Here is a 17,653-nt window from a genome sequence, read left to right as displayed (position 1 = left end):
AAATCAGCCTCTTTTCTACTTCAGCTGCTTCGCTCATTTCGCGTCGTTCTCAACGGGAGGCGAACTATAGCAACCCTTCCTCACCCCAGCAAGTACTTTTTCGCTGTTTCTTTAAAATATTTCTATTTATCCTTTTTTATCCAGATACAGAGCTGCTCCGACAAGCGGGCAACAGCCAGTCCATCAAGCATCGACCGAGTTCAGCACCGCCCAGCGGGCGGCGCTCACGCCCTTTTCCAGGCTGACCCGGCTCACTATCTGCTCCAGCTGCAGATGATTGCTGGGTGAAGTAATCAGGTCCGCCCGCACTTCCAGCTGGGTGCCGGAAGCCAAGTCCTCGCTATGCAGCGACTGCACCACCAGGTGCGGCATGCCATTGAGCATATGCAGCATCAAGGTGCGCACCTGCACCTCATCTTCCGGCCGGCATACTACAGAGAGGCGATACACCTGCTCGATTTCCGTCGCGCTGTGCAGGTCCCGCTGGTTGATCATATTAGAGACACCCCGTAACAGAACATTGGCCCCCAGGATCGCCGCCGCGCCAATGGCCGCTTCCAGCGCGTGGCCGAGCCCGCACAGCACGCCGACCGCTGCCGAACACCATAATGTCGCCGCGGTATTCAGCCCGCGCACATTGATTCCTTCACGCATGATGACGCCGGCGCCAAGGAAACCGATGCCGGACACTACATATGAGGCAATCCGGGTCGCGCCTTGCGGATCCGATTCGAATGCCGACACCATGACGAACAGCGATGCGCCGATCGATACCAGCGCATTGGTCCGCAAACCGGCCATGCGCTGGCGCATTTGACGCTCCGCGCCTATCAGCGAACCTAAGGTCAGGGCCAGCAATACGCGCAGGGTAAATATTTTCCAATCCATCTTCACTGCCTTTCTGTGTGCGTCGCCACGCCGAGCGGCGACATTCCATGGGTGCGCAACGCTGCTCCGTGCATTGAATCATGCACTGAAGGCCAACGGGCAACTCAAACAAACTTAATGGACGGGATAAGGCGGCGATGCGGGATCGCCCGGGATGCGGCAACGCGTCAATTCAACGGCTGCCGCAATGGACGACTAAAAACAGGTGAATTGCATCGGGCTGCGCGCCCATCCACGCATACTGGGACAACTGTCCAAAACCGGATCTCCTACAAGGATAGTCCACGGGATTCTATGCAGGCGCCATGGGCAAGTCAAGCAACAGCCTCGGCGTCCGCCGCCAGCTTGCGCAAGATATGGGCGGCTGCGACCAGGCCGAAGGTGGCGGTGACCACCACTGCCGAACCGTAGCCTGCGCAATTCAATCCTGTAACGCCGGGCGCGGCATCGACGGCGCATGCCTCTTCGCTGAGCGGCGCGCTTAAGGGCTCGGTGGAAAATACTGCATCGATGCCGAAACGCACTTTATCGCCGCGCGGGAAGCGGTATTCGGAACGCAGGCGCTTGCGTACCTTGGCCAGCAGCGGCTCCTGCTCGGTCTTGGCCAGATCGCGCACTTCGATGCAGGTCGGGTCAACCTGCCCGCCGGCGCTGCCGATCGTGATCAGGCGAATTCCCTGGTCGCGGCAATAGGCGATCAAGGCCGCCTTGGCGCGCACATTGTCGATGGCGTCGATCACGTAATCGTAACGCTGCTCCCCTATCATTTCCGGCAAATTGTCTGCCGTAATGAAATCCTCCACTTCGGTCACATGGCAATAGGGGTTGATCTGGGCGATGCGCGCCGCCAGCGCACTCACCTTGGCCTGGCCGAGCGTATCGGTCAGCGCATGGATCTGGCGGTTGATGTTGGATTCAGCCAGGTTATCCAGGTCGATCATGGTCAGGTTGCCGATCGCACTGCGCGCCAGCGCCTCGATCGCCCAGGAACCGACGCCGCCGACGCCGATCACGCAGACATGCGCCTGCAGGAAGCGCGCCAGCGCAGCGGCGCCGTACAGGCGCGCGATGCCGCCGAAACGCCGGTCGAAGTCGATCTCGTCGAGGTCGATGGCAATGGGGGCGGATGCGCCAGGGGCGCTTGATGCAACGGATGAAGACATGGCTGGATACAAAAAGAACTGCACAGGCAATCGCCAAAATATCCAAGGATGGCTGGATATCGCTATTGGCGCTATTTTACCGGCTCTGCAAGACGGATTTATTTTGAAGTGTTTTAATATGAGTACATTGCCATTTATCGACAAGTTGACAGATAAGCATCCATCCGCCCATGGCGTCCCAGCTTAACCCACGAGATACACATCATTATGCCAAACGCACTGATCAGCACGGCGCCGGATTTCAGCCAGCCGATAGCCGTCCTCAAGCACTGCCACGACAAGATACGCCAGCAGCTGGCCACGCTGCAGAACCTGCTCGACCACGTGCCGCAACACGGCAGCGACGCTCAGGCACAGCAGGCGGCGCACAGCATCATGCGCTATTTCAACCAGGCAGCTCCGCATCATCATGCAGATGAAGAGCATGACCTGCTGCCGATGCTGACCGCCACAGCAACCGGCGAAGACGCCGCCGTGCTGCAAAAACTGACGCCGGAAATCCTGGCCGAACATCAGCAGATGGACAGCCTCTGGCATTCCCTGAACCTGCAACTGACGCATATAGCCGACGGCGAAGCCGCAGTCCCCTTGCTGTCGGCGCAAGATGTGCAGCAGTTTTCCACCATCTACGCCAGCCACATGGAAAAGGAAGAAACCTGGATCGCCCCCATGGCAAAACGCATTTTCAATGAACAGCAGATGCAGCAACTAGGAGCAGCAATGCAGCAACGTCGAGGTATTAGCGCATGAGCCAAAGCAAAGACCAATCCATCGCAGATCTCAGGATCGACTACAGCCAGGCCAGCCTGTCGGAATCAGACAGCGCCGCCGATCCCATCACGCAATTCGGAAAATGGTTTGACGAGGCGATCCAGGCGGAAGTGCCGGAAGCGAATGCGATGAGCCTGGCGACGGTGGGGCCGGAGGGCAGGCCATCGTCGCGCATCGTGCTGATCAAGCAATTTGATGAACGCGGCTTCACCTGGTTTACCAATTTCGAAAGCCGCAAGGGCCATGAACTTCTGGCGCATCCCTACGGCGCACTGTTGTTTCACTGGGTAGCGCTGGAACGCCAGGTACGCATCGAAGGCAGGGTCGAACGCGTCTCTGAAAACGAGAGCGACGCTTACTTCCATAGCCGCCCGCTGCGCAGCCGCCTCGGTGCGATCGCATCGGCGCAAAGCCAGCCGATCGGCAGCCGCGACCTGCTCGAAGCCGAATATGCGAAAGCCGAACAAGAATTCGGCGATCATCCGCCGCGGCCAAATCATTGGGGCGGCTACAGACTTTTGCCGGATACGGTAGAATTTTGGCAAGGACGGCGGTCTCGCTTGCACGACCGGATTCTGTATACCCTGGACGCGGATGGCAACTGGCAGCGGCAACGCCTTCAACCTTAGTTCTGCGTCATCGGTCAACGCCGGCCCGCTTGGTACAAGTATTTAATCACCGGAGGAGAAATCGTGTTCTGGGAAAAGAAGCTTGAGAACTGGGTAAATGAAGTCCGCCACCGCGCCGCAATACCGTTGCGACTGGAATTGTGGAACGGCCAGAAGTTTGACTTTGGCACCTATGCGGCGCCGGAGGTTACGGTACGCGTACCGCATGTCTCCGCCCTCACTTACCTGCTGACGCCATCCCTCGCCAATCTCGGCGAGGCATACGTTGAAGGCAAGATCGAAGTCGAAGGAAAAATCAGGGAAATCATCGCTGTCGGCAACGCGCTGGCGGCCAATACGCTGAAAGCGGATGGAAAATTCTCCCGCATCACCCGCACCTTCCGCCACAACAAGGAAAAAGACGCGGAAGCGATCCGCTACCACTACGACGTCTCCAACGATTTTTACAAGCTGTGGCTGGACCAGAACATGGTCTATTCCTGCGCCTATTTTGAAAACGGCGATGAAGACCTGGCCACTGCGCAGCTCAAGAAAATCGATCACATCCTGACCAAGATCCAGCTCCAGCCGGGCCACACCTTGCTCGATATCGGCTGCGGCTGGGGCGCCCTGGTATTGCGCGCGGCGCAGAAATTCGGCGCCAAATGCGTCGGCATCACGCTCTCGGAAAACCAGTATGCACTGGCCAAGGAAAGGGTAAAGCAGGCCGGCCTGGAAGACCGGATAGAAATCCGCCTGCAGGACTATCGCGACATCACCGGCAGCTTCGACAGGATCACCAGCGTCGGCATGTTCGAGCACGTCGGCCTGAATAACCTGCCGATGTATTTCTCGCGCATCCGCAGCTTGCTGGCGGACGACGGCATCGCCATGAACCATGGCATCACCACCACCGACATCGACAACGGCGAATCGCCATACGGCGGCGGCGAATTCATCGACAAGTATGTATTCCCGCACGGCGAGCTGCCGCACATCGGCACGGTGCTGAAAACGATGCAGGAAGGCGGCCTCGAAGTATTCGATGTGGAAAACCTGCGGCGCCACTATGCCAAGACTTGCGGCATCTGGGCCGACAACCTGGAAGCGCGCGCCGACGAAGTCAGGAAAACCGTGGATGACCGCCGCTTCCGCATCTGGCGCGTTTACCTGGCCGGCAGTTCCTACGGTTTCGAACGCGACTGGGTATCGCTGTACCAGGTGGTGTGCCGCAAGGCTGGGCGCAGTGCGAGCACATTGCCCTGGTCGCGCGATTACATTTACCAGGCGGCGCGATAATCCGAGGGCTATCCACTGTTCCGCCCGGAACAGTGGATAAGCAAATGCTTAGCTGCCGATGACCTTTTCGGTAAAGATCTTGCGCAATTTCGCCACTTTGGGCGCCACCACGAACGCACAGTAGCCTTGTAACGGGTGCTGGCGGAAATAATTCTGGTGGTAGTCCTCTGCCTTGTAATAGGTTTCGGCAGGACTCAACTCGGTGACGATAGGCGCATCCCATACATTCGCCATTTCCGCGATGACCTGTTCCGCATCTTTCTTCTGCTGCGGCGACTGGTAATAGATCGCCGAACGGTATTGCGTGCCGACGTCGTTGCCCTGGCGGTTCAAGGTGGTGGGATCGTGGATCGTAAAGAAGATCTCCAGCAGCTCGCGAAAACTGATCTGGTCCGTATCGAATGTCACCGCCACCACTTCAGCATGGCCGGTGGTGCCTTCGCAGACCTGCTCATAAGTCGGGTTCGCTACCTGGCCGCCGGTATATCCCGATTCGACATGCTGCACTCCCTTTATTTCCTGGTACACCGCCTCCAGGCACCAGAAGCATCCGCCCCCTAAAACTGCAACTTCCTTAGTCATGGCCGCTACTCCCTGGTTACTTTCCGCTAACACTTTCACTTTAACGCAATCTGCCGCCACTTGTCGATGTAGATATGCAGAATCTCATATGCAATCCATGCGGGCAAAAAAATGCCCTGGCTATGCAGGGCATTTAGTACAAACCTTATCCGGCGATTTAGAACTTGTAGCCGACTGTCAGTATCGACACCAAAGGATTCAGAGTGATTTTGGTAGTGGCGTGGGTCGTTGTTCCATCGCTGTGGCGAGTACTCAAGTCAGCCTTGGTGTCCAGCGGGACATACGACAGGGAGAAGCTGGCGGACCAGTTCTTGTCGAAATTATAGGCCACGCCAACCGTCCCGACCGGCGCGAAAGAACTGCTCAAATCGGCGCTGGTGGAAGCGCCAGGATCGCCGCCGCCCAGAAGTCCGGTCAGGCTGCTGGTCAGCTTGATGTTCGAATACCAGACGTATGTAACGCCGGCGCCGACAAAAGGACGGAATTGGCTGTTAGCGTCGCCGAAGTAGTATTTCGCCACGACCGCCGGACTCCATTGCGTGGCCGTGCCAAGCTGGCCGAGGCTATTCAGGGAACCTGCGCCGCTCAGCTTGAATTTCGGCGGAATGCCCAAGTCCGCCGTTACGGCGATATTGTCGGTAAAGAAATGGGTCATCTGCAGGATGACAGTGTCAGCGTTGGAAACATGCGCGCCGCTATTTGGCACTGTGAAGGTCCCGAGCTTCAACGGCTCGCTGGACTGGTTCAGCCCGAGGTGTGCCCAGCCGACGTTGAGGAGATTGTCGCCAGCCTGCTGCGCCATGGCAGGAGCCGCGAATGCTGCCAGTACGGACAGGGCCGCCAGTTTCGGCAATACGTTGAATTGTTTTTTCATATGTCTTCTCCAAGTTACACTTCATTTTTAGTAGCGGGATTTTTGCCTGCAGCGAATACAGTACAAACCCATTTTTTTGGCGTTTTTCCGTTCTGGCCTGGCCAGACAACGCTCTCTTATTCGACTGCATTTACCAGAACTGGCGCATCCGTAACTTCCGGATATCTTTTTCCATGCTTTTTTCCATCGAAAAGAACGCGCGTGCTATTCTTTTTTTTACACTATGCCAGCTTTAGAATCGTTTGACTACAGTTGTAGCTTTTTTACCTCAAATTATTTTTTGAAACCTGCCAGGACGGCAGATGAATCGTGCGCGGCACGGCGTAATCGGTCATTGACGCCCTGCCAGTCCGGGTCGGACGGCGGTGCTTCAACCACGATCAGGTCGGCCGCCGCATGATCCATATTGCGCAGCGCGGCATAGAGATCATGGGCATACGCCGGGGCTGAAGCTGCCATGGGAAATTGCGCGGCCAAAGGCGGAATCTCCTTGGCCAGCGTGGAATAGCTGATCAGCGCCAGGCTTTGTCCGGCCTGGCGCATCTGCTGCAGGGTGTCCGCCAGCTGCGCCGAGGGCACCAGCAGCACCGGGGTGCGCGGCGCATAGTGCGATTCCAGCGTGCCTGAAGCGCGCGGAGCGGCGGCGTCGGCGGCTTGTACCGCGACTCCCAGCACCGCGCCGATTTGCGCGGCGCTGATATGGCCGGGCCGCAGCAGCACCGGTCCATGCGACGCCAGGCGCGACAAATCGATGATGGTCGACTCGATGCCGACCTCGCTCTGGCCGCCATCCAGGATACAAGCAATCGGGCTATCGCCGTCGGCGTCGAATTCATCGCGTACATGCTGCGCCGTGGTCGGGCTGACATGGCCGAACTTGTTTGCAGACGGGCCGGCAATGCCGCCCTTGCCGCCTTTGAACTCGCGCAGCAAAGCCTGCGCCACCGGATGCGACGGGCAGCGCAAGCCGATCGAGCTCTGGCCGCCCGAAACCTGGTCCGGTATGTGCGCGGCGCGCGGCAAGATCAGCGTCAGCGGCCCCGGCCAAAAAGCGGCGATCAGCGCTTGCGCCTGCGACGGCACCGACTCCACCCAATAAGCGATGTCAGCTTCCGGCGCGACATGGACGATCACCGGATGATTGGACGGACGTCCTTTGGCAGCGTAGATGCTGGCCACCGCCGCCGCATTCTCGGCATCGGCTCCCAGCCCGTACACCGTTTCGGTAGGAAACGCGACCAATGCGCCCGCCTCCAGCTTGCGCGCGGCCAGCCGGATTGCTTGCTGATCGATGATCGAGTCTTTCATTTACGCCGCGATGCCGAGGATATCGCAGGCTTGCGCCAGTTGCTGCTGGGCTTCAGCCATGGTCGCTGCGATGAAAGTGATATGCCCCATCTTGCGCGCACGGCGCGCCTGCGCCTTGCCGTACAAATGCAGATGCGCCGCCGGCAGAGCCAGGATCCGGTCCCATGCCGGTTCGCGCGCCTGCTGGCTGTCGCCTTCGAACCAGACGTCGCCCAGGATATTCAGCATCACCGCCGGCGAATGCTGGCGAGTATCGCCCAGAGGCATGCGCGCCATGGCCCGGACTTGCTGCGCGAACTGGCTGGTGACACAGGCATCCATGGTGTAGTGGCCGCTGTTGTGTGGACGCGGCGCCATTTCGTTGACTACCAGCGAACCGTCTTGCAAGACAAAAAATTCAATGCACAGGACACCGACATAGGCCAGCTGCCCGATGATGGCCAGCGCCGCATGCTGGGCGCGCCTGGCGGTTTCGTCGCAGACATTCGGGCCCGGAACCGTGGTGGTAAACAGGATGCCGTCGCGATGCACGTTTTCAGCGATCGGGTACACGGCAGCCTTGCCGTCCAGCCCGCGCACCACCAGCACCGAGACCTCGTAGGCCAGCGGCAGCATCTTTTCCAGCACGCAGGCAACGCCGTTCATGCCGGCAAACGCCTGGCGCACCTCGTCCAGGCTGCGCACCCGCGCCTGGCCCTTGCCGTCGTAGCCGAGCCGCACCGTTTTCAGGATGCCGGGCAACAAGTCGGCGGGAATGGTCTCGATATCTGCTGCGGATGCAATCAGGTGATGCGGCGCGGGCAGCACCGTCGATGTCTTGGCGCACTCGGTAAAGAAACGCTTTTCCACCATGCGGTCCTGGGCTACCGAAACGCAGGCGGCGGCAGGCGCGACAAAACTGTTTCGCGCCAGGATCGCCAGGCTGTCGGCAGCGACGTTTTCAAATTCAGTGGTCACCGCCGCGCACAGGCTGGCCATCTCGGTCAAGGCGACTTCATCGTTGTAGTCGGCCAGGAAATGGCGGTCGGCGACGTGGCCGGTCGGGCAATCCTGCTCTGGTTCCAGCACCGCCACCTTGTAACCCATGGCTTGGGCTTCGTGGGTGAACATGCGGCCCAGCTGGCCGCCGCCCATCACGCCCAGCCAGGTCGCCGGCGTCGTGGCTGGGATAATAGGATCTGTCGAATCGTGCGCTTTGTCTTTCATACCGCTCATACCGGAGGCAATTTCATATCAAGGGCAATTTGCGTCTGCCTGGCGCGGAACGCCAGCAGCTTGGCGGCAAGGGCATCGTCGGTAGTGGCCAGCATGGCGATCGCCGACAGGGCGGCGTTGGCCGCGCCGGCTTCGCCGATGGCATAGGTGGCGACCGGAATGCCTTTCGGCATCTGCACGATGGACAGCAAGGAATCCTCGCCGCGCAGGTACTTGGACGGCACCGGCACGCCCAGCACCGGCACGATGGTCTTGGCGGCGATCATGCCCGGCAGGTGGGCGGCGCCGCCGGCGCCGGCGATGATGGCGCGCAGGCCGCGCTCGCGCGCGCTTTCTGCGTAGGCAAACATCTGGTCCGGCATGCGGTGCGCCGAAATCACTTGCGCCTCGTGCGCCACGCCAAACTCGGCCAGGATAGCGACGGCGTGCTGCATCACATCCCAATCCGAGGAAGATCCCATGACGATGCCAACCAGCGGCTGGTCCACAGTATCCTTGCTCATCATCAATCCTTCAGCGTTTCGCCGGTCAGGCTGAACAGCGCTTCGCGATACTTGGCGCCGGTTTTCTCGATGACGTCGTCCGGCAGCGTCGGCGCCGGCGCGGTCTTGTTCCAGCTGGTCACGGTTTCCAGGTAATCGCGCACGAACTGCTTGTCGAACGATGGCGGCGAAATGCCGACCTGGTAGCTGGCGGCCGGCCAGAAGCGCGAAGAATCGGCGGTCAGCACTTCATCCATCAGGTGCAGGACGCCGTCCTTATCGAGACCGAATTCAAACTTGGTGTCGGCGATGATGATGCCGCGCGTCGCCGCGTAGTCGGCCGCGGTCTTGTACAGTTCGATGCTGACGCTGCGGATCTTCTCGGCCAGTTCCTTGCCGATGCGCGCTTCCATGTCGGCAAAGCTGATGTTCTCGTCATGCTCGCCCATCTCGGCCTTGGCCGCCGGCGTGAAGATCGGCTCGGCCAGCTTGGCGGCCTGCTGCAAACCCGCCGGCAGGCTGATGCCGCAGATGGCGCCGGTAGCCTGGTAATCCTTCCAGCCGGAACCGATGATATAACCACGCACCACCGCCTCGACCATGATCGGCTGCAGGCGCTTCGCCACTACCGCGCGGCCGCGCACCTGCTCCACTTCATCTGCCGCCACTACCGATTCCGGCGCAATCCCGGTCAGGTGGTTAGGCACGATCGCCGCCAGCTTGTCGAACCAGAAATCGGACATGCGGTTCAAGACCTTGCCTTTGCCCGGGATCGGCTGGTTCATGATGACGTCGAAAGCCGACAAGCGGTCGGAGGTGACGATCAGGATCTTGTCTTCACCGACGGCATAGTTTTCGCGCACCTTGCCGCGGCCCAGCAATGGCAGTGAGGTAATGGTGGATTGGTAGAGGCTTGTCATGGTTATTCCAAAAGTCAGAAAACCAGGCAGAGAACGATGCAAGCATCGTCCTGCGCCTGGCAAGTTATTGCGCCAAGCCTTGCCTGGCGCCGGTACCGCACTGTTGATTACTGAACGATCTGCGCCAGTTCGCCCTTCTTGTATTTCTCCGCGATCTTTTCCAGCGACACCGGCTTGACCTTGGCGGCCTGGCCTTCGCAGCCGAACGCCAGGAAACGGGCTTTCACCACGGCCTTGGCAGCTTCGCGCGCCGGCTTGAGGTAATCGCGCGGATCGAACTTGCTTGGATTCTCGATCAGGTAACGGCGGATCGCGCCGGTCATCGCCAGGCGGATGTCGGTATCGATATTGATCTTGCGCACGCCGTGGCGGATTCCTTCCTGGATTTCTTCCACCGGCACGCCGTAGGTTTCTTTCATGTCGCCGCCGAATTCGCGGATTTCCGCCAGCAGTTCCTGCGGCACCGATGACGAACCGTGCATCACCAGGTGGGTGTTAGGAATGCGGGTATGGATTTCCTTGATGCGTTCGATCGCCAGGATGTCGCCGGTCGGCTTGCGCGAGAACTTGTAAGCGCCGTGCGAAGTGCCGATCGCAATCGCCAGCGCATCGCACTGGGTCTGCTTGACGAAATCGGCTGCCTGCGAAACGTCGGTCAGCAGCTGTTCGCGGGTCATCTTGCCGTCCGCGCCGTGGCCGTCTTCCTTGTCGCCCATCATGGTTTCCAGCGAACCGAGCACGCCCAGCTCCGCTTCCACGGTGACGCCGATCGCGTGCGAGAACTCCACCACCTTGCGCGATACTTCGACGTTGTATTCGTAGCTGGCGACCGACTTGCCGTCTTCCATCAGCGAACCGTCCATCATCACCGAAGTGAAACCGGACTTGATCGCCGCCATGCACACCGCCGGCGACTGGCCGTGGTCCTGGTGCATCACAACCGGGATGTGCGGGAAAGCTTCGACCGCCGCTTCGATCAGGTGGCGCAGGAATGCCTCGCCGGCATATTTGCGGGCGCCGGCGGAAGCCTGCATGATGACCGGCGCGCCGACTTCATCGGCGGCCTGCATGATGGCAGTGACTTGTTCCAGGTTGTTGACGTTGAAAGCAGGCAGGCCATAGCTGTTTTCAGCTGCGTGGTCCAGCAATTGACGCATGGATACTAGAGGCATGATGTACTCCGATAATAAAAACCTGTAATGGAACAGCGTTCAGGCCGCGCGCTACGCAGTGCGCACTGCGGCGCCGCGTGCCGATTCTGCTCCAACGAATTCAATACTCGCCGATCTTCATGATCTTCAGCGCATTGGTGCCGCCGATCTGTCCCATCGGCTCACCCCATGTGACAACCACCAGGTCGCCAAGTTGCACTACGCCGTTAGCCAGCAGCAAATTCTGCGCAGCCTTCAGCACTTCTTCGCGGTCGCCCGACTTGGCCAGTTCGAATGTCTGGACATTGCGGTACAAGGCGGCCTTGCGCTGGGTAGCGATGCTTGGGGTGATTGCAAAAATGGGGATATCGATGTTGTGCCGGCTCATCCACAGCGGCGTCGAACCGGATTCGGTCAGCGCGGCGATCGCCTTGACCCGCAAATGGTGGGCGGTAAACAAGGCGCCATAGGCGATCGACTGGTCGACGCGGGTGAACTGGACATTCAGGAAATCGGCGTCGAGCTTGCAGTCTTCCGATTTTTCGGCTTCCAGGCAGATCGCCGACATGGCTTCCACCGTCTCTACCGGATACTTGCCGGACGCGGTTTCGGCGGAAGTCATCACGGCGTCGGTGCCGTCCAGCACGGCGTTGGCGACGTCGGACACTTCGGCCCGGGTCGGCACCGCATTGACGATCATCGATTCCATCATCTGGGTCGCGGTGATGGTCAGCTTGTTGGAAATGCGCGCCATCTTGATCATGCGCTTCTGCAGCGCCGGCACGGCGGCATTGCCGACTTCCACCGCCAGGTCGCCGCGGGCCACCATGATGCCGTCGGACGCATCGAGGATCTCTTGCAGCACCGGGATCGCTTCGGCGCGTTCGATCTTGGCGATCATCATCGGCTTGTGGTCGTAGGGCTCGCCGGCCACATTGGCCAGCTGGCGCGCCATTTCCATGTCGGTCGCGTTTTTCGGGAAGGACACCGCCACGTAATCGGCCTGGAAACTCATGGCGGTCTTGATGTCTTCCATGTCCTTGGCCGTCAGCGCCGGCGCCGACAAGCCGCCGCCCTGGCGATTGATACCCTTGTTGTTGGACAGTTCGCCGCCGATCTTGACGATGGTATGGATCTCGTTGCCGATGATTTTTTCTACCGTCAGCACGATCAGGCCGTCGTTGAGCAGCAATACGTCAGCGGGCCTCAGGTCGCGCGGCAGGGCCTTGTAATCAAGGCCGGCACGGTCCTGGTTGCCCATGGCGCAATCGGCGTCGAGAATGAATTTTGCGCCGTTCTTCAATTCGATCTTGCCCTGCTCGAACTTGCCGACCCGGATCTTCGGCCCCTGCAAGTCAGCCATGATGGCGACCTGCTTGCCGCAGGCTGCGGCTATTTCCCGCACCAGCTTGGCGCGGTCGATATGGTCCTGCGCCTTGCCATGCGAAAAATTCAGGCGCACCACGTCGACCCCGGCGACGAACATCCGCGCCAGTGTGTCGGCATCGCTCGATGCAGGTCCGATAGTGGCGACGATCTTGGTAGCTCTTTGCATGGACAACCTTTCAGTACGACATGGACAAACCCCGGGACAGTTGGTTGCCTCCAACCAGTTGTCCCATTTCCGGGTAAAACTTAACTGGCGCGCTGCAGCAGTATCTCGACCGCGGGCAGGGTCTTGCCTTCCAAAAATTCCAGGAAAGCGCCGCCGCCGGTGGAGATGTAGCCGATCTTGTCGGTAATCTTGTATTTGGCGATCGCTGCCAGCGTATCGCCGCCGCCGGCAATCGAGAAAGCCTTGGAGCCGGCAATCGCCAGCGCCAGGGTCTTGGTGCCTTCGCCGAACTGGTCGAACTCGAACACGCCGACCGGACCGTTCCAGACCACCGTGCCGGCCTGGGCGATTTGCGCGGCCAGGGTTGCCGCGGTTTTCGGGCCGATATCCAGGATCAGGTCATCGTCGGCCACATCGCCGACATCTTTCACCTGCGCTGCCGCCGTCGGCGAAAATTCCTTGGCGCACACGACGTCGACCGGAATCGGCACCGAAGCGCCGCGCTTGGCCATCATCTCGATAATCGCCTTGGCTTCTTCAACCAGGTCCGGTTCCGCCAGCGACTTGCCGATCTTCAGGCCGCTTGCCAGCAGGAAGGTGTTGGCGATGCCGCCGCCGACGATCAGGTTGTCGACCTTGTCGGCCAGCGCTTTCAATATGGTCAGCTTGCTCGACACCTTGGAACCGGCGACGATCGCCACCAGCGGCCGCGCCGGCTGGTTCAGGGCCTTGCCCAGGGCGTCCAGCTCGGCCGCCAGCAGAGGTCCGGCACAGGCAACCGGCGCAAACTTGGCGACGCCATGGGTAGTCGCTTCGGCCCGGTGGGCGGTGCCGAAAGCGTCGTTGACATAGATATCGCAGAGCTTGGCGATCTTTTGCGCCAGCTCGTCGCTGTTCTTTTTCTCGCCCTTGTTGACACGGCAGTTTTCCAGCAGCACTACCTGGCCCGGCGCCACGTCCACGCCCTCTACCCAGTTCTGGCGCAGCTCCACCGGCTGGCCCAGCAATTCCGCCAGGCGCTTGGCGATAGGCGCCAGCGAATCCTCCGGCTTGAATTCGCCTTCGGTGGGACGTCCCAGGTGCGAAGTCACCATCACCGCCGCGCCGGCGTCCAGCGCCTGGCGGATCGCCGGCACCGAAGCGCGCACGCGCGTATCTTCAGTAATATTGCCTGCCGCGTCTTGCGGCACGTTGAGGTCGGCACGGATGAACACGCGCTTGCCTTGCAGCTGGTGTTGCGCGATCAGGTCGCTTAGTCGATTGAATTTCATGTCGATCAGGCAATATCAGTGAGGAAAAGTGGCTATTTTACTCCAGCAGCCTCTGGCAAAACACCGTTTTACGCACATACCGGCTCTCAAAAGGCATATAACGAGCCCAATATTCTGCGGAGTGGGGCCCGGCGAATCCGTTAAAATGTCACTTTATACCCAAGAATCCGCCAGAGATCGGCAGTGAGCGATGACAGGCCGGCAAACGCCGCAATCTCATTGCATATCAGGCAATTTTTATTTACTGGAGGTTTGAACATGTCCATGGATGACCGCGACGGCAAGATCTGGAAAGACGGCAAGCTGATCGACTGGCGCGACGCCAATATCCACGTCCTGACGCATTCGCTGCACTACGGCATGGCGGTCTTCGAGGGCGTGCGCGCCTACAAGACTGAGCAGGGCCCGGCGATTTTCCGCCTGAAGGAACATACCCAGCGCCTGCTGAACTCGGCCAAGATCTTCCAGATGCAAGTGCCTTACGACCTGCAAACCCTGATCGACGCGCAAATCCAGGTGGTGCGCGAGAACCAGCTGGAATCCTGCTACATGCGGCCGCTGGTCTGGATCGGTTCGGAAAAGCTCGGCATCGCCGCCAAGGGCAACACCGTGCATGTCGCCATCGCGGCCTGGCCGTGGGGCGCCTACCTGGGCGAAGACGGCCTGGCCAAAGGCATACGCGTCAAGACTTCCTCGTTCAGCCGCCACCACGTCAATGTATCGCTGGTGCGCGCCAAGGCCAGCGGCTATTACATCAATTCCATCCTGGCCAACCAGGAAGCGCTGACCGACGGCTACGACGAGGCATTGCTGCTGGACACCGACGGCTACGTGTCGGAAGGTTCCGGCGAAAACGTCTTCATCGTCAAGAACGGCAAGATCTACACCCCAGACCTGGCGTCCTGCCTGGACGGCATCACGCGCGACGCGGTGCTGACCATGGCGCGCGACAGCGGCATCGAAGTGATCGAGAAGCGCATTACCCGCGATGAAGTGTATTGCAGCGATGAAGCTTTTTTCACCGGCACGGCGGCGGAAATCACGCCCATCCGCGAACTCGACAACCGCAGCATCGGCGAAGGCAAGCGCGGCCCGATCACCGAAAAGATGCAAACCATGTTTTTCGACGTAGTGGCAGGCAAGTCTGACAAATACCGGCACTGGCTTACCGTGGTCGGGAAATAAGCCAGCGTCGACAGCAGTCAGTTGCAAGTAAAGCAGAAGCAAATTTGGAGAAACAGATGACTACAGCAGCAAATTCGGCAGCAAATACACAAACCCCGGTTGAACTCGACGGCAAGGACCTGCCGGCGCATTGCCCTAACCCGCTGATGCCGACCTGGTCCTCGCATCCGCGGGTGTTCCTCAATCTCGACAGCAGCGGCAACGCCAAATGCCCCTACTGCGGCACGCAGTACCGGCTGAAACCGGGTGCGGTGGTCAAGGGCCACTGAGGCGGCCACAGATAGCGAAAAGGGAGCCTGGCTCCCTTTTTTGATGGCAGTAAAACAGGTGACAATTCGTTCAATAGTTTGAGCACGGAGGCAATATGCCGCACGTCAAATTTATGCATGGCTCAGCCGAAGAAACCGAAACCGCTTTTTACGACGCCATGAGCCGCGCCGATATCGAGGCCATGATGGCGCTATGGGCGGACGACGACGAAATCGTCTGCATCCATCCGAACGCGCCGCGGCTGCATGGCCATGCGGCGATCAGGGCAGCTTTCGAAAGCCTGTTCGAGCGCGGCGGCGTGCACATCCATGCGCGCCAGCTGCACGTAACGCATAATATGTCGACCAGCATCCATAACCTGGTGGAGGAATTGCGCCAAGCCAGCGAATCCGACCGGGAAATGCACATCCTGGCGACCAACATCTATATGAAAACGCCGCGCGGCTGGCGCATCGTGCTGCACCATGCCTCGGTAGCGCCAGGCGCGGCGCCGGAAGAAAGCACATCCAGCGCCACCTTGCATTGAACCGAACAACACAGAAAATCGTATGCCCGCTGCTGCCTCACCTGACTCCTATCCCGCGCCGCTATGGCTGCCGGGCGGCCACCTGCAAACCATTTACCCAGCCACCTGCATCAGCAAACCGGCAGTCGCATTCAGGCGCGAACGCTGGGATACGCCCGACGGCGATTTCATCGATATCGATTTTGTCGACGGCCGGCCCGGGCAGCCGCTGGTGGTGATGTTCCACGGCCTGGAAGGTTCTTCTGACAGCCATTACAGCCGCGCCTTGATGGCGCAGCTGGCGACGCTGGGCTGGTCGGGCGCGGTGCCGCACTTCCGCGGCTGTTCCGGCGAAATCAACCAGGCGCCGCGCTTTTACCATTCCGGCGACGCCGAAGAAGTCGACTGGATATTGCGGCGCCTGGTCGCCAGCCGCACTGCCAGACAGTTCGGCAAAATCTATGCGACCGGCGTTTCGCTGGGCGGCAACGCACTGCTGCGCTGGCTCGGCGAGTCCCAGCACCAGGCGGAAATCATCGATGCCGCCTGCGCGATTTCCGCGCCGCTGGACCTGGCCGGAGGCGGCGCTGCCTTGTCGCACGGTTTCAACATGGTCTACACGCGCTCTTTCCTGCGCACCATGAAAAGCAAGTCGCTCGACAAGCTGCAGCAGTTCCCGCGCCTGTTCGACCGCGAAAAAATGCTGCGCGCGCGCGACCTGTACGAATTCGACAATATCGTCACCGCGCCGCTGCACGGCTTCCGCGACACCGACGACTACTGGCACCGCGCCAGCGCCAAGCTGGTGATCAACGACATCACGGTGCCGACGCTGGTGCTCAACGCTCGCAACGACCCTTTCCTGCCGCCGCAGCACTTGCCGCCCAAGGCTGCCGCCAGCGTCACGCTGGAGTATCCTGAGCAAGGCGGCCACGTCGGCTTCGCCACCGGCGGCCCGCCCGGCCGGCTCGACTGGCTGCCGCAGCGCATGCTGCGTTTTTTGCAGGATAACTAATGGATCAAGTCGTCGCCCAAGCCATGCTGAAATGGCCCAACGTCCCGCACTGCTACGGTTGGCTGGGACTGGACGCGCGCGGCGCCTGGCGCATGCGCGACGAGCAGGCCCAGCGCCAAGGCCTGCCCGGCGACAAGATCATGCACACCGCGCTGGTGGGCTTCATCAACCGCAATTACGCGGCGGACGAACAAGGCTGCTGGTATTTCCAGAACGGCCCGCAACGGGTCTACGTCGACCTGGCGTTGACACCCTATATCGCCCACACCGATCCCGCGCTGGGTTTTGTCCTGCAAACCGGCGCAGCAATGGCCGCCATCGACTCCGTCATGCTAACCGAACAAGGCCGGCTGCTGCTGATCGCCCCAGGCCAGGTCGCCGCAGTCGACGACCGCGACCTGGCGCAATGCCTGGCCGATTTGCGCATGGATGGAAACATCGTCAGCGACGAAGCCCTGCTCGACTGGATGGCGGCGCCGCAACAAACCCTGACCTGGCAAAAAGCGGGAATAACATTACCCGTCACACAAATCGCCACAGAAAGCATCGCAGCGCATTTCGGTTTTACCCAGCACCCCCGCCAGACATAAT

At 60.1% G+C, this 17,653-nt stretch carries 20 protein-coding genes; 9 read left to right on the top strand and 11 right to left on the bottom strand.

The genetic code is table 11. The features are described from left to right. Positions 1–183: 183 nt before the first annotated feature. Positions 184–888 (bottom strand): MgtC/SapB family protein, encoded by a 705-nt coding sequence (locus AC07RZ_RS12820; RefSeq protein ID WP_041742498.1) that lies wholly within the window; start codon positions 886–888, stop codon positions 184–186. A 314-nt stretch (positions 889–1,202) separates the two neighbouring features. Further along, positions 1,203–2,051 (bottom strand): tRNA cyclic N6-threonylcarbamoyladenosine(37) synthase TcdA, encoded by an 849-nt coding sequence (tcdA, locus tag AC07RZ_RS12815; RefSeq protein ID WP_494668168.1) that lies wholly within the window; start codon positions 2,049–2,051, stop codon positions 1,203–1,205. On the opposite strand from tcdA, the gene AC07RZ_RS12810 reads away from it, so the two are divergent. The 4 genes from AC07RZ_RS12810 to AC07RZ_RS12795 all read left to right on the top strand — a co-directional run bounded on the left by AC07RZ_RS12810 (position 2,050) and on the right by AC07RZ_RS12795 (position 4,729). Further along, positions 2,050–2,238: a hypothetical protein gene (locus AC07RZ_RS12810; RefSeq protein ID WP_494668167.1), complete on the top strand. Its 189-nt coding sequence runs from the start codon at positions 2,050–2,052 to the stop codon at positions 2,236–2,238. The genes tcdA and AC07RZ_RS12810 overlap by 2 nt on opposite strands. A 20-nt stretch (positions 2,239–2,258) precedes the next feature. Next, positions 2,259–2,801, top strand: a complete 543-nt coding sequence (locus tag AC07RZ_RS12805; protein WP_342829912.1) for a hemerythrin domain-containing protein — start codon at positions 2,259–2,261, stop codon at positions 2,799–2,801. Further along, positions 2,798–3,451 (top strand): pyridoxamine 5'-phosphate oxidase, encoded by a 654-nt coding sequence (gene pdxH / locus AC07RZ_RS12800; protein WP_494668166.1) that lies wholly within the window; start codon positions 2,798–2,800, stop codon positions 3,449–3,451. Before AC07RZ_RS12805 ends, pdxH begins: the two co-directional genes overlap by 4 nt. Before the next feature lie 63 nt (positions 3,452–3,514). Then, entirely contained in the window at positions 3,515–4,729 is a 1,215-nt protein-coding gene (locus AC07RZ_RS12795) for a class I SAM-dependent methyltransferase (RefSeq protein ID WP_494668165.1), read from the top strand. A 48-nt stretch (positions 4,730–4,777) separates the two neighbouring features. Here the strand turns inward: AC07RZ_RS12795 and msrA are convergent, their stop codons facing one another. The 9 genes from msrA to AC07RZ_RS12750 form a co-directional block, all read right to left on the bottom strand. Beyond that, positions 4,778–5,311: a peptide-methionine (S)-S-oxide reductase MsrA gene (gene msrA / locus AC07RZ_RS12790; RefSeq protein ID WP_494668164.1), complete on the bottom strand. Its 534-nt coding sequence runs from the start codon at positions 5,309–5,311 to the stop codon at positions 4,778–4,780. A gap of 157 nt (positions 5,312–5,468) precedes the next feature. Beyond that, a complete protein-coding gene (locus tag AC07RZ_RS12785; RefSeq protein WP_494668163.1) occupies positions 5,469–6,185 on the bottom strand; it encodes an OmpW/AlkL family protein in 717 nt (238 codons plus the stop codon). A 273-nt stretch (positions 6,186–6,458) separates the two neighbouring features. Beyond that, positions 6,459–7,493: an L-threonylcarbamoyladenylate synthase gene (locus AC07RZ_RS12780; RefSeq protein ID WP_494668162.1), complete on the bottom strand. Its 1,035-nt coding sequence runs from the start codon at positions 7,491–7,493 to the stop codon at positions 6,459–6,461. Beyond that, on the bottom strand, positions 7,494–8,699 hold the full coding sequence (locus tag AC07RZ_RS12775) for a 5-(carboxyamino)imidazole ribonucleotide synthase (RefSeq protein ID WP_494668161.1): 1,206 nt from the start codon (positions 8,697–8,699) through the stop codon (positions 7,494–7,496). Positions 8,700–8,704: 5 nt separating this feature from the next. Continuing rightward, positions 8,705–9,211, bottom strand: coding sequence for a 5-(carboxyamino)imidazole ribonucleotide mutase (purE, locus tag AC07RZ_RS12770; RefSeq protein ID WP_494668160.1), 507 nt, complete (start codon positions 9,209–9,211; stop codon positions 8,705–8,707). A 2-nt stretch (positions 9,212–9,213) separates the two neighbouring features. After that, positions 9,214–10,110 (bottom strand): phosphoribosylaminoimidazolesuccinocarboxamide synthase, encoded by an 897-nt coding sequence (locus tag AC07RZ_RS12765; RefSeq protein WP_494668159.1) that lies wholly within the window; start codon positions 10,108–10,110, stop codon positions 9,214–9,216. 107 nt (positions 10,111–10,217) lie between these two features. Next, a complete protein-coding gene (gene fba / locus AC07RZ_RS12760) occupies positions 10,218–11,282 on the bottom strand; it encodes a class II fructose-bisphosphate aldolase (RefSeq protein ID WP_144742723.1) in 1,065 nt (354 codons plus the stop codon). A gap of 100 nt (positions 11,283–11,382) precedes the next feature. Beyond that, entirely contained in the window at positions 11,383–12,816 is a 1,434-nt protein-coding gene (gene pyk / locus AC07RZ_RS12755; RefSeq protein WP_144742722.1) for a pyruvate kinase, read from the bottom strand. A gap of 80 nt (positions 12,817–12,896) precedes the next feature. Further along, positions 12,897–14,087, bottom strand: a complete 1,191-nt coding sequence (locus AC07RZ_RS12750) for a phosphoglycerate kinase (protein WP_144742721.1) — start codon at positions 14,085–14,087, stop codon at positions 12,897–12,899. A gap of 258 nt (positions 14,088–14,345) precedes the next feature. On the opposite strand from AC07RZ_RS12750, the gene AC07RZ_RS12745 reads away from it, so the two are divergent. The 5 genes from AC07RZ_RS12745 (at position 14,346) to AC07RZ_RS12725 (ending at position 17,652) form a co-directional block, all read left to right on the top strand. Beyond that, a complete protein-coding gene (locus AC07RZ_RS12745) occupies positions 14,346–15,272 on the top strand; it encodes a branched-chain amino acid transaminase (RefSeq protein ID WP_494668158.1) in 927 nt (308 codons plus the stop codon). Positions 15,273–15,328: 56 nt separating this feature from the next. Further along, on the top strand, positions 15,329–15,541 hold the full coding sequence (locus AC07RZ_RS12740) for a zinc-finger domain-containing protein (protein WP_092400746.1): 213 nt from the start codon (positions 15,329–15,331) through the stop codon (positions 15,539–15,541). A gap of 95 nt (positions 15,542–15,636) precedes the next feature. Beyond that, positions 15,637–16,068, top strand: a complete 432-nt coding sequence (locus AC07RZ_RS12735) for a YybH family protein (RefSeq protein WP_092400743.1) — start codon at positions 15,637–15,639, stop codon at positions 16,066–16,068. 22 nt (positions 16,069–16,090) lie between these two features. Further along, entirely contained in the window at positions 16,091–17,062 is a 972-nt protein-coding gene (locus tag AC07RZ_RS12730; RefSeq protein ID WP_144742719.1) for an alpha/beta fold hydrolase, read from the top strand. Next, positions 17,062–17,652 carry a DUF2946 family protein gene (locus AC07RZ_RS12725; RefSeq protein ID WP_494668157.1) on the top strand — a complete coding sequence of 197 codons (591 nt, stop codon included), beginning with the start codon at positions 17,062–17,064 and terminating at the stop codon, positions 17,650–17,652. The genes AC07RZ_RS12730 and AC07RZ_RS12725 overlap by 1 nt, the downstream gene beginning before the upstream one ends. Position 17,653: the final 1 nt, after the last annotated feature.

This window comes from Collimonas sp. GW821-FHT07E08 (assembly GCF_059418905.1).
This window is presented reverse-complemented; position numbering and strand designations above follow the sequence as displayed.

Coding starts and splice junctions, on each gene's coding strand:
- purE (WP_494668160.1), bottom strand. CDS start 9,211: ATGAGCAAGGATACTGTGGACCAGCCGCTGGTTGGCATCGTCATGGGA.
- AC07RZ_RS12745 (WP_494668158.1), top strand. CDS start 14,346: ATGTCCATGGATGACCGCGACGGCAAGATCTGGAAAGACGGCAAGCTG.
- AC07RZ_RS12775 (WP_494668161.1), bottom strand. CDS start 8,699: ATGAAAGACAAAGCGCACGATTCGACAGATCCTATTATCCCAGCCACG.
- AC07RZ_RS12735 (WP_092400743.1), top strand. CDS start 15,637: ATGCCGCACGTCAAATTTATGCATGGCTCAGCCGAAGAAACCGAAACC.
- AC07RZ_RS12730 (WP_144742719.1), top strand. CDS start 16,091: ATGCCCGCTGCTGCCTCACCTGACTCCTATCCCGCGCCGCTATGGCTG.
- AC07RZ_RS12780 (WP_494668162.1), bottom strand. CDS start 7,493: ATGAAAGACTCGATCATCGATCAGCAAGCAATCCGGCTGGCCGCGCGC.
- AC07RZ_RS12750 (WP_144742721.1), bottom strand. CDS start 14,087: ATGAAATTCAATCGACTAAGCGACCTGATCGCGCAACACCAGCTGCAA.
- msrA (WP_494668164.1), bottom strand. CDS start 5,311: ATGACTAAGGAAGTTGCAGTTTTAGGGGGCGGATGCTTCTGGTGCCTG.
- AC07RZ_RS12810 (WP_494668167.1), top strand. CDS start 2,050: ATGGCTGGATACAAAAAGAACTGCACAGGCAATCGCCAAAATATCCAA.
- fba (WP_144742723.1), bottom strand. CDS start 11,282: ATGCCTCTAGTATCCATGCGTCAATTGCTGGACCACGCAGCTGAAAAC.
- AC07RZ_RS12820 (WP_041742498.1), bottom strand. CDS start 888: ATGGATTGGAAAATATTTACCCTGCGCGTATTGCTGGCCCTGACCTTA.
- AC07RZ_RS12805 (WP_342829912.1), top strand. CDS start 2,259: ATGCCAAACGCACTGATCAGCACGGCGCCGGATTTCAGCCAGCCGATA.
- tcdA (WP_494668168.1), bottom strand. CDS start 2,051: ATGTCTTCATCCGTTGCATCAAGCGCCCCTGGCGCATCCGCCCCCATT.
- pdxH (WP_494668166.1), top strand. CDS start 2,798: ATGAGCCAAAGCAAAGACCAATCCATCGCAGATCTCAGGATCGACTAC.
- AC07RZ_RS12725 (WP_494668157.1), top strand. CDS start 17,062: ATGGATCAAGTCGTCGCCCAAGCCATGCTGAAATGGCCCAACGTCCCG.
- AC07RZ_RS12765 (WP_494668159.1), bottom strand. CDS start 10,110: ATGACAAGCCTCTACCAATCCACCATTACCTCACTGCCATTGCTGGGC.
- AC07RZ_RS12785 (WP_494668163.1), bottom strand. CDS start 6,185: ATGAAAAAACAATTCAACGTATTGCCGAAACTGGCGGCCCTGTCCGTA.
- AC07RZ_RS12740 (WP_092400746.1), top strand. CDS start 15,329: ATGACTACAGCAGCAAATTCGGCAGCAAATACACAAACCCCGGTTGAA.
- pyk (WP_144742722.1), bottom strand. CDS start 12,816: ATGCAAAGAGCTACCAAGATCGTCGCCACTATCGGACCTGCATCGAGC.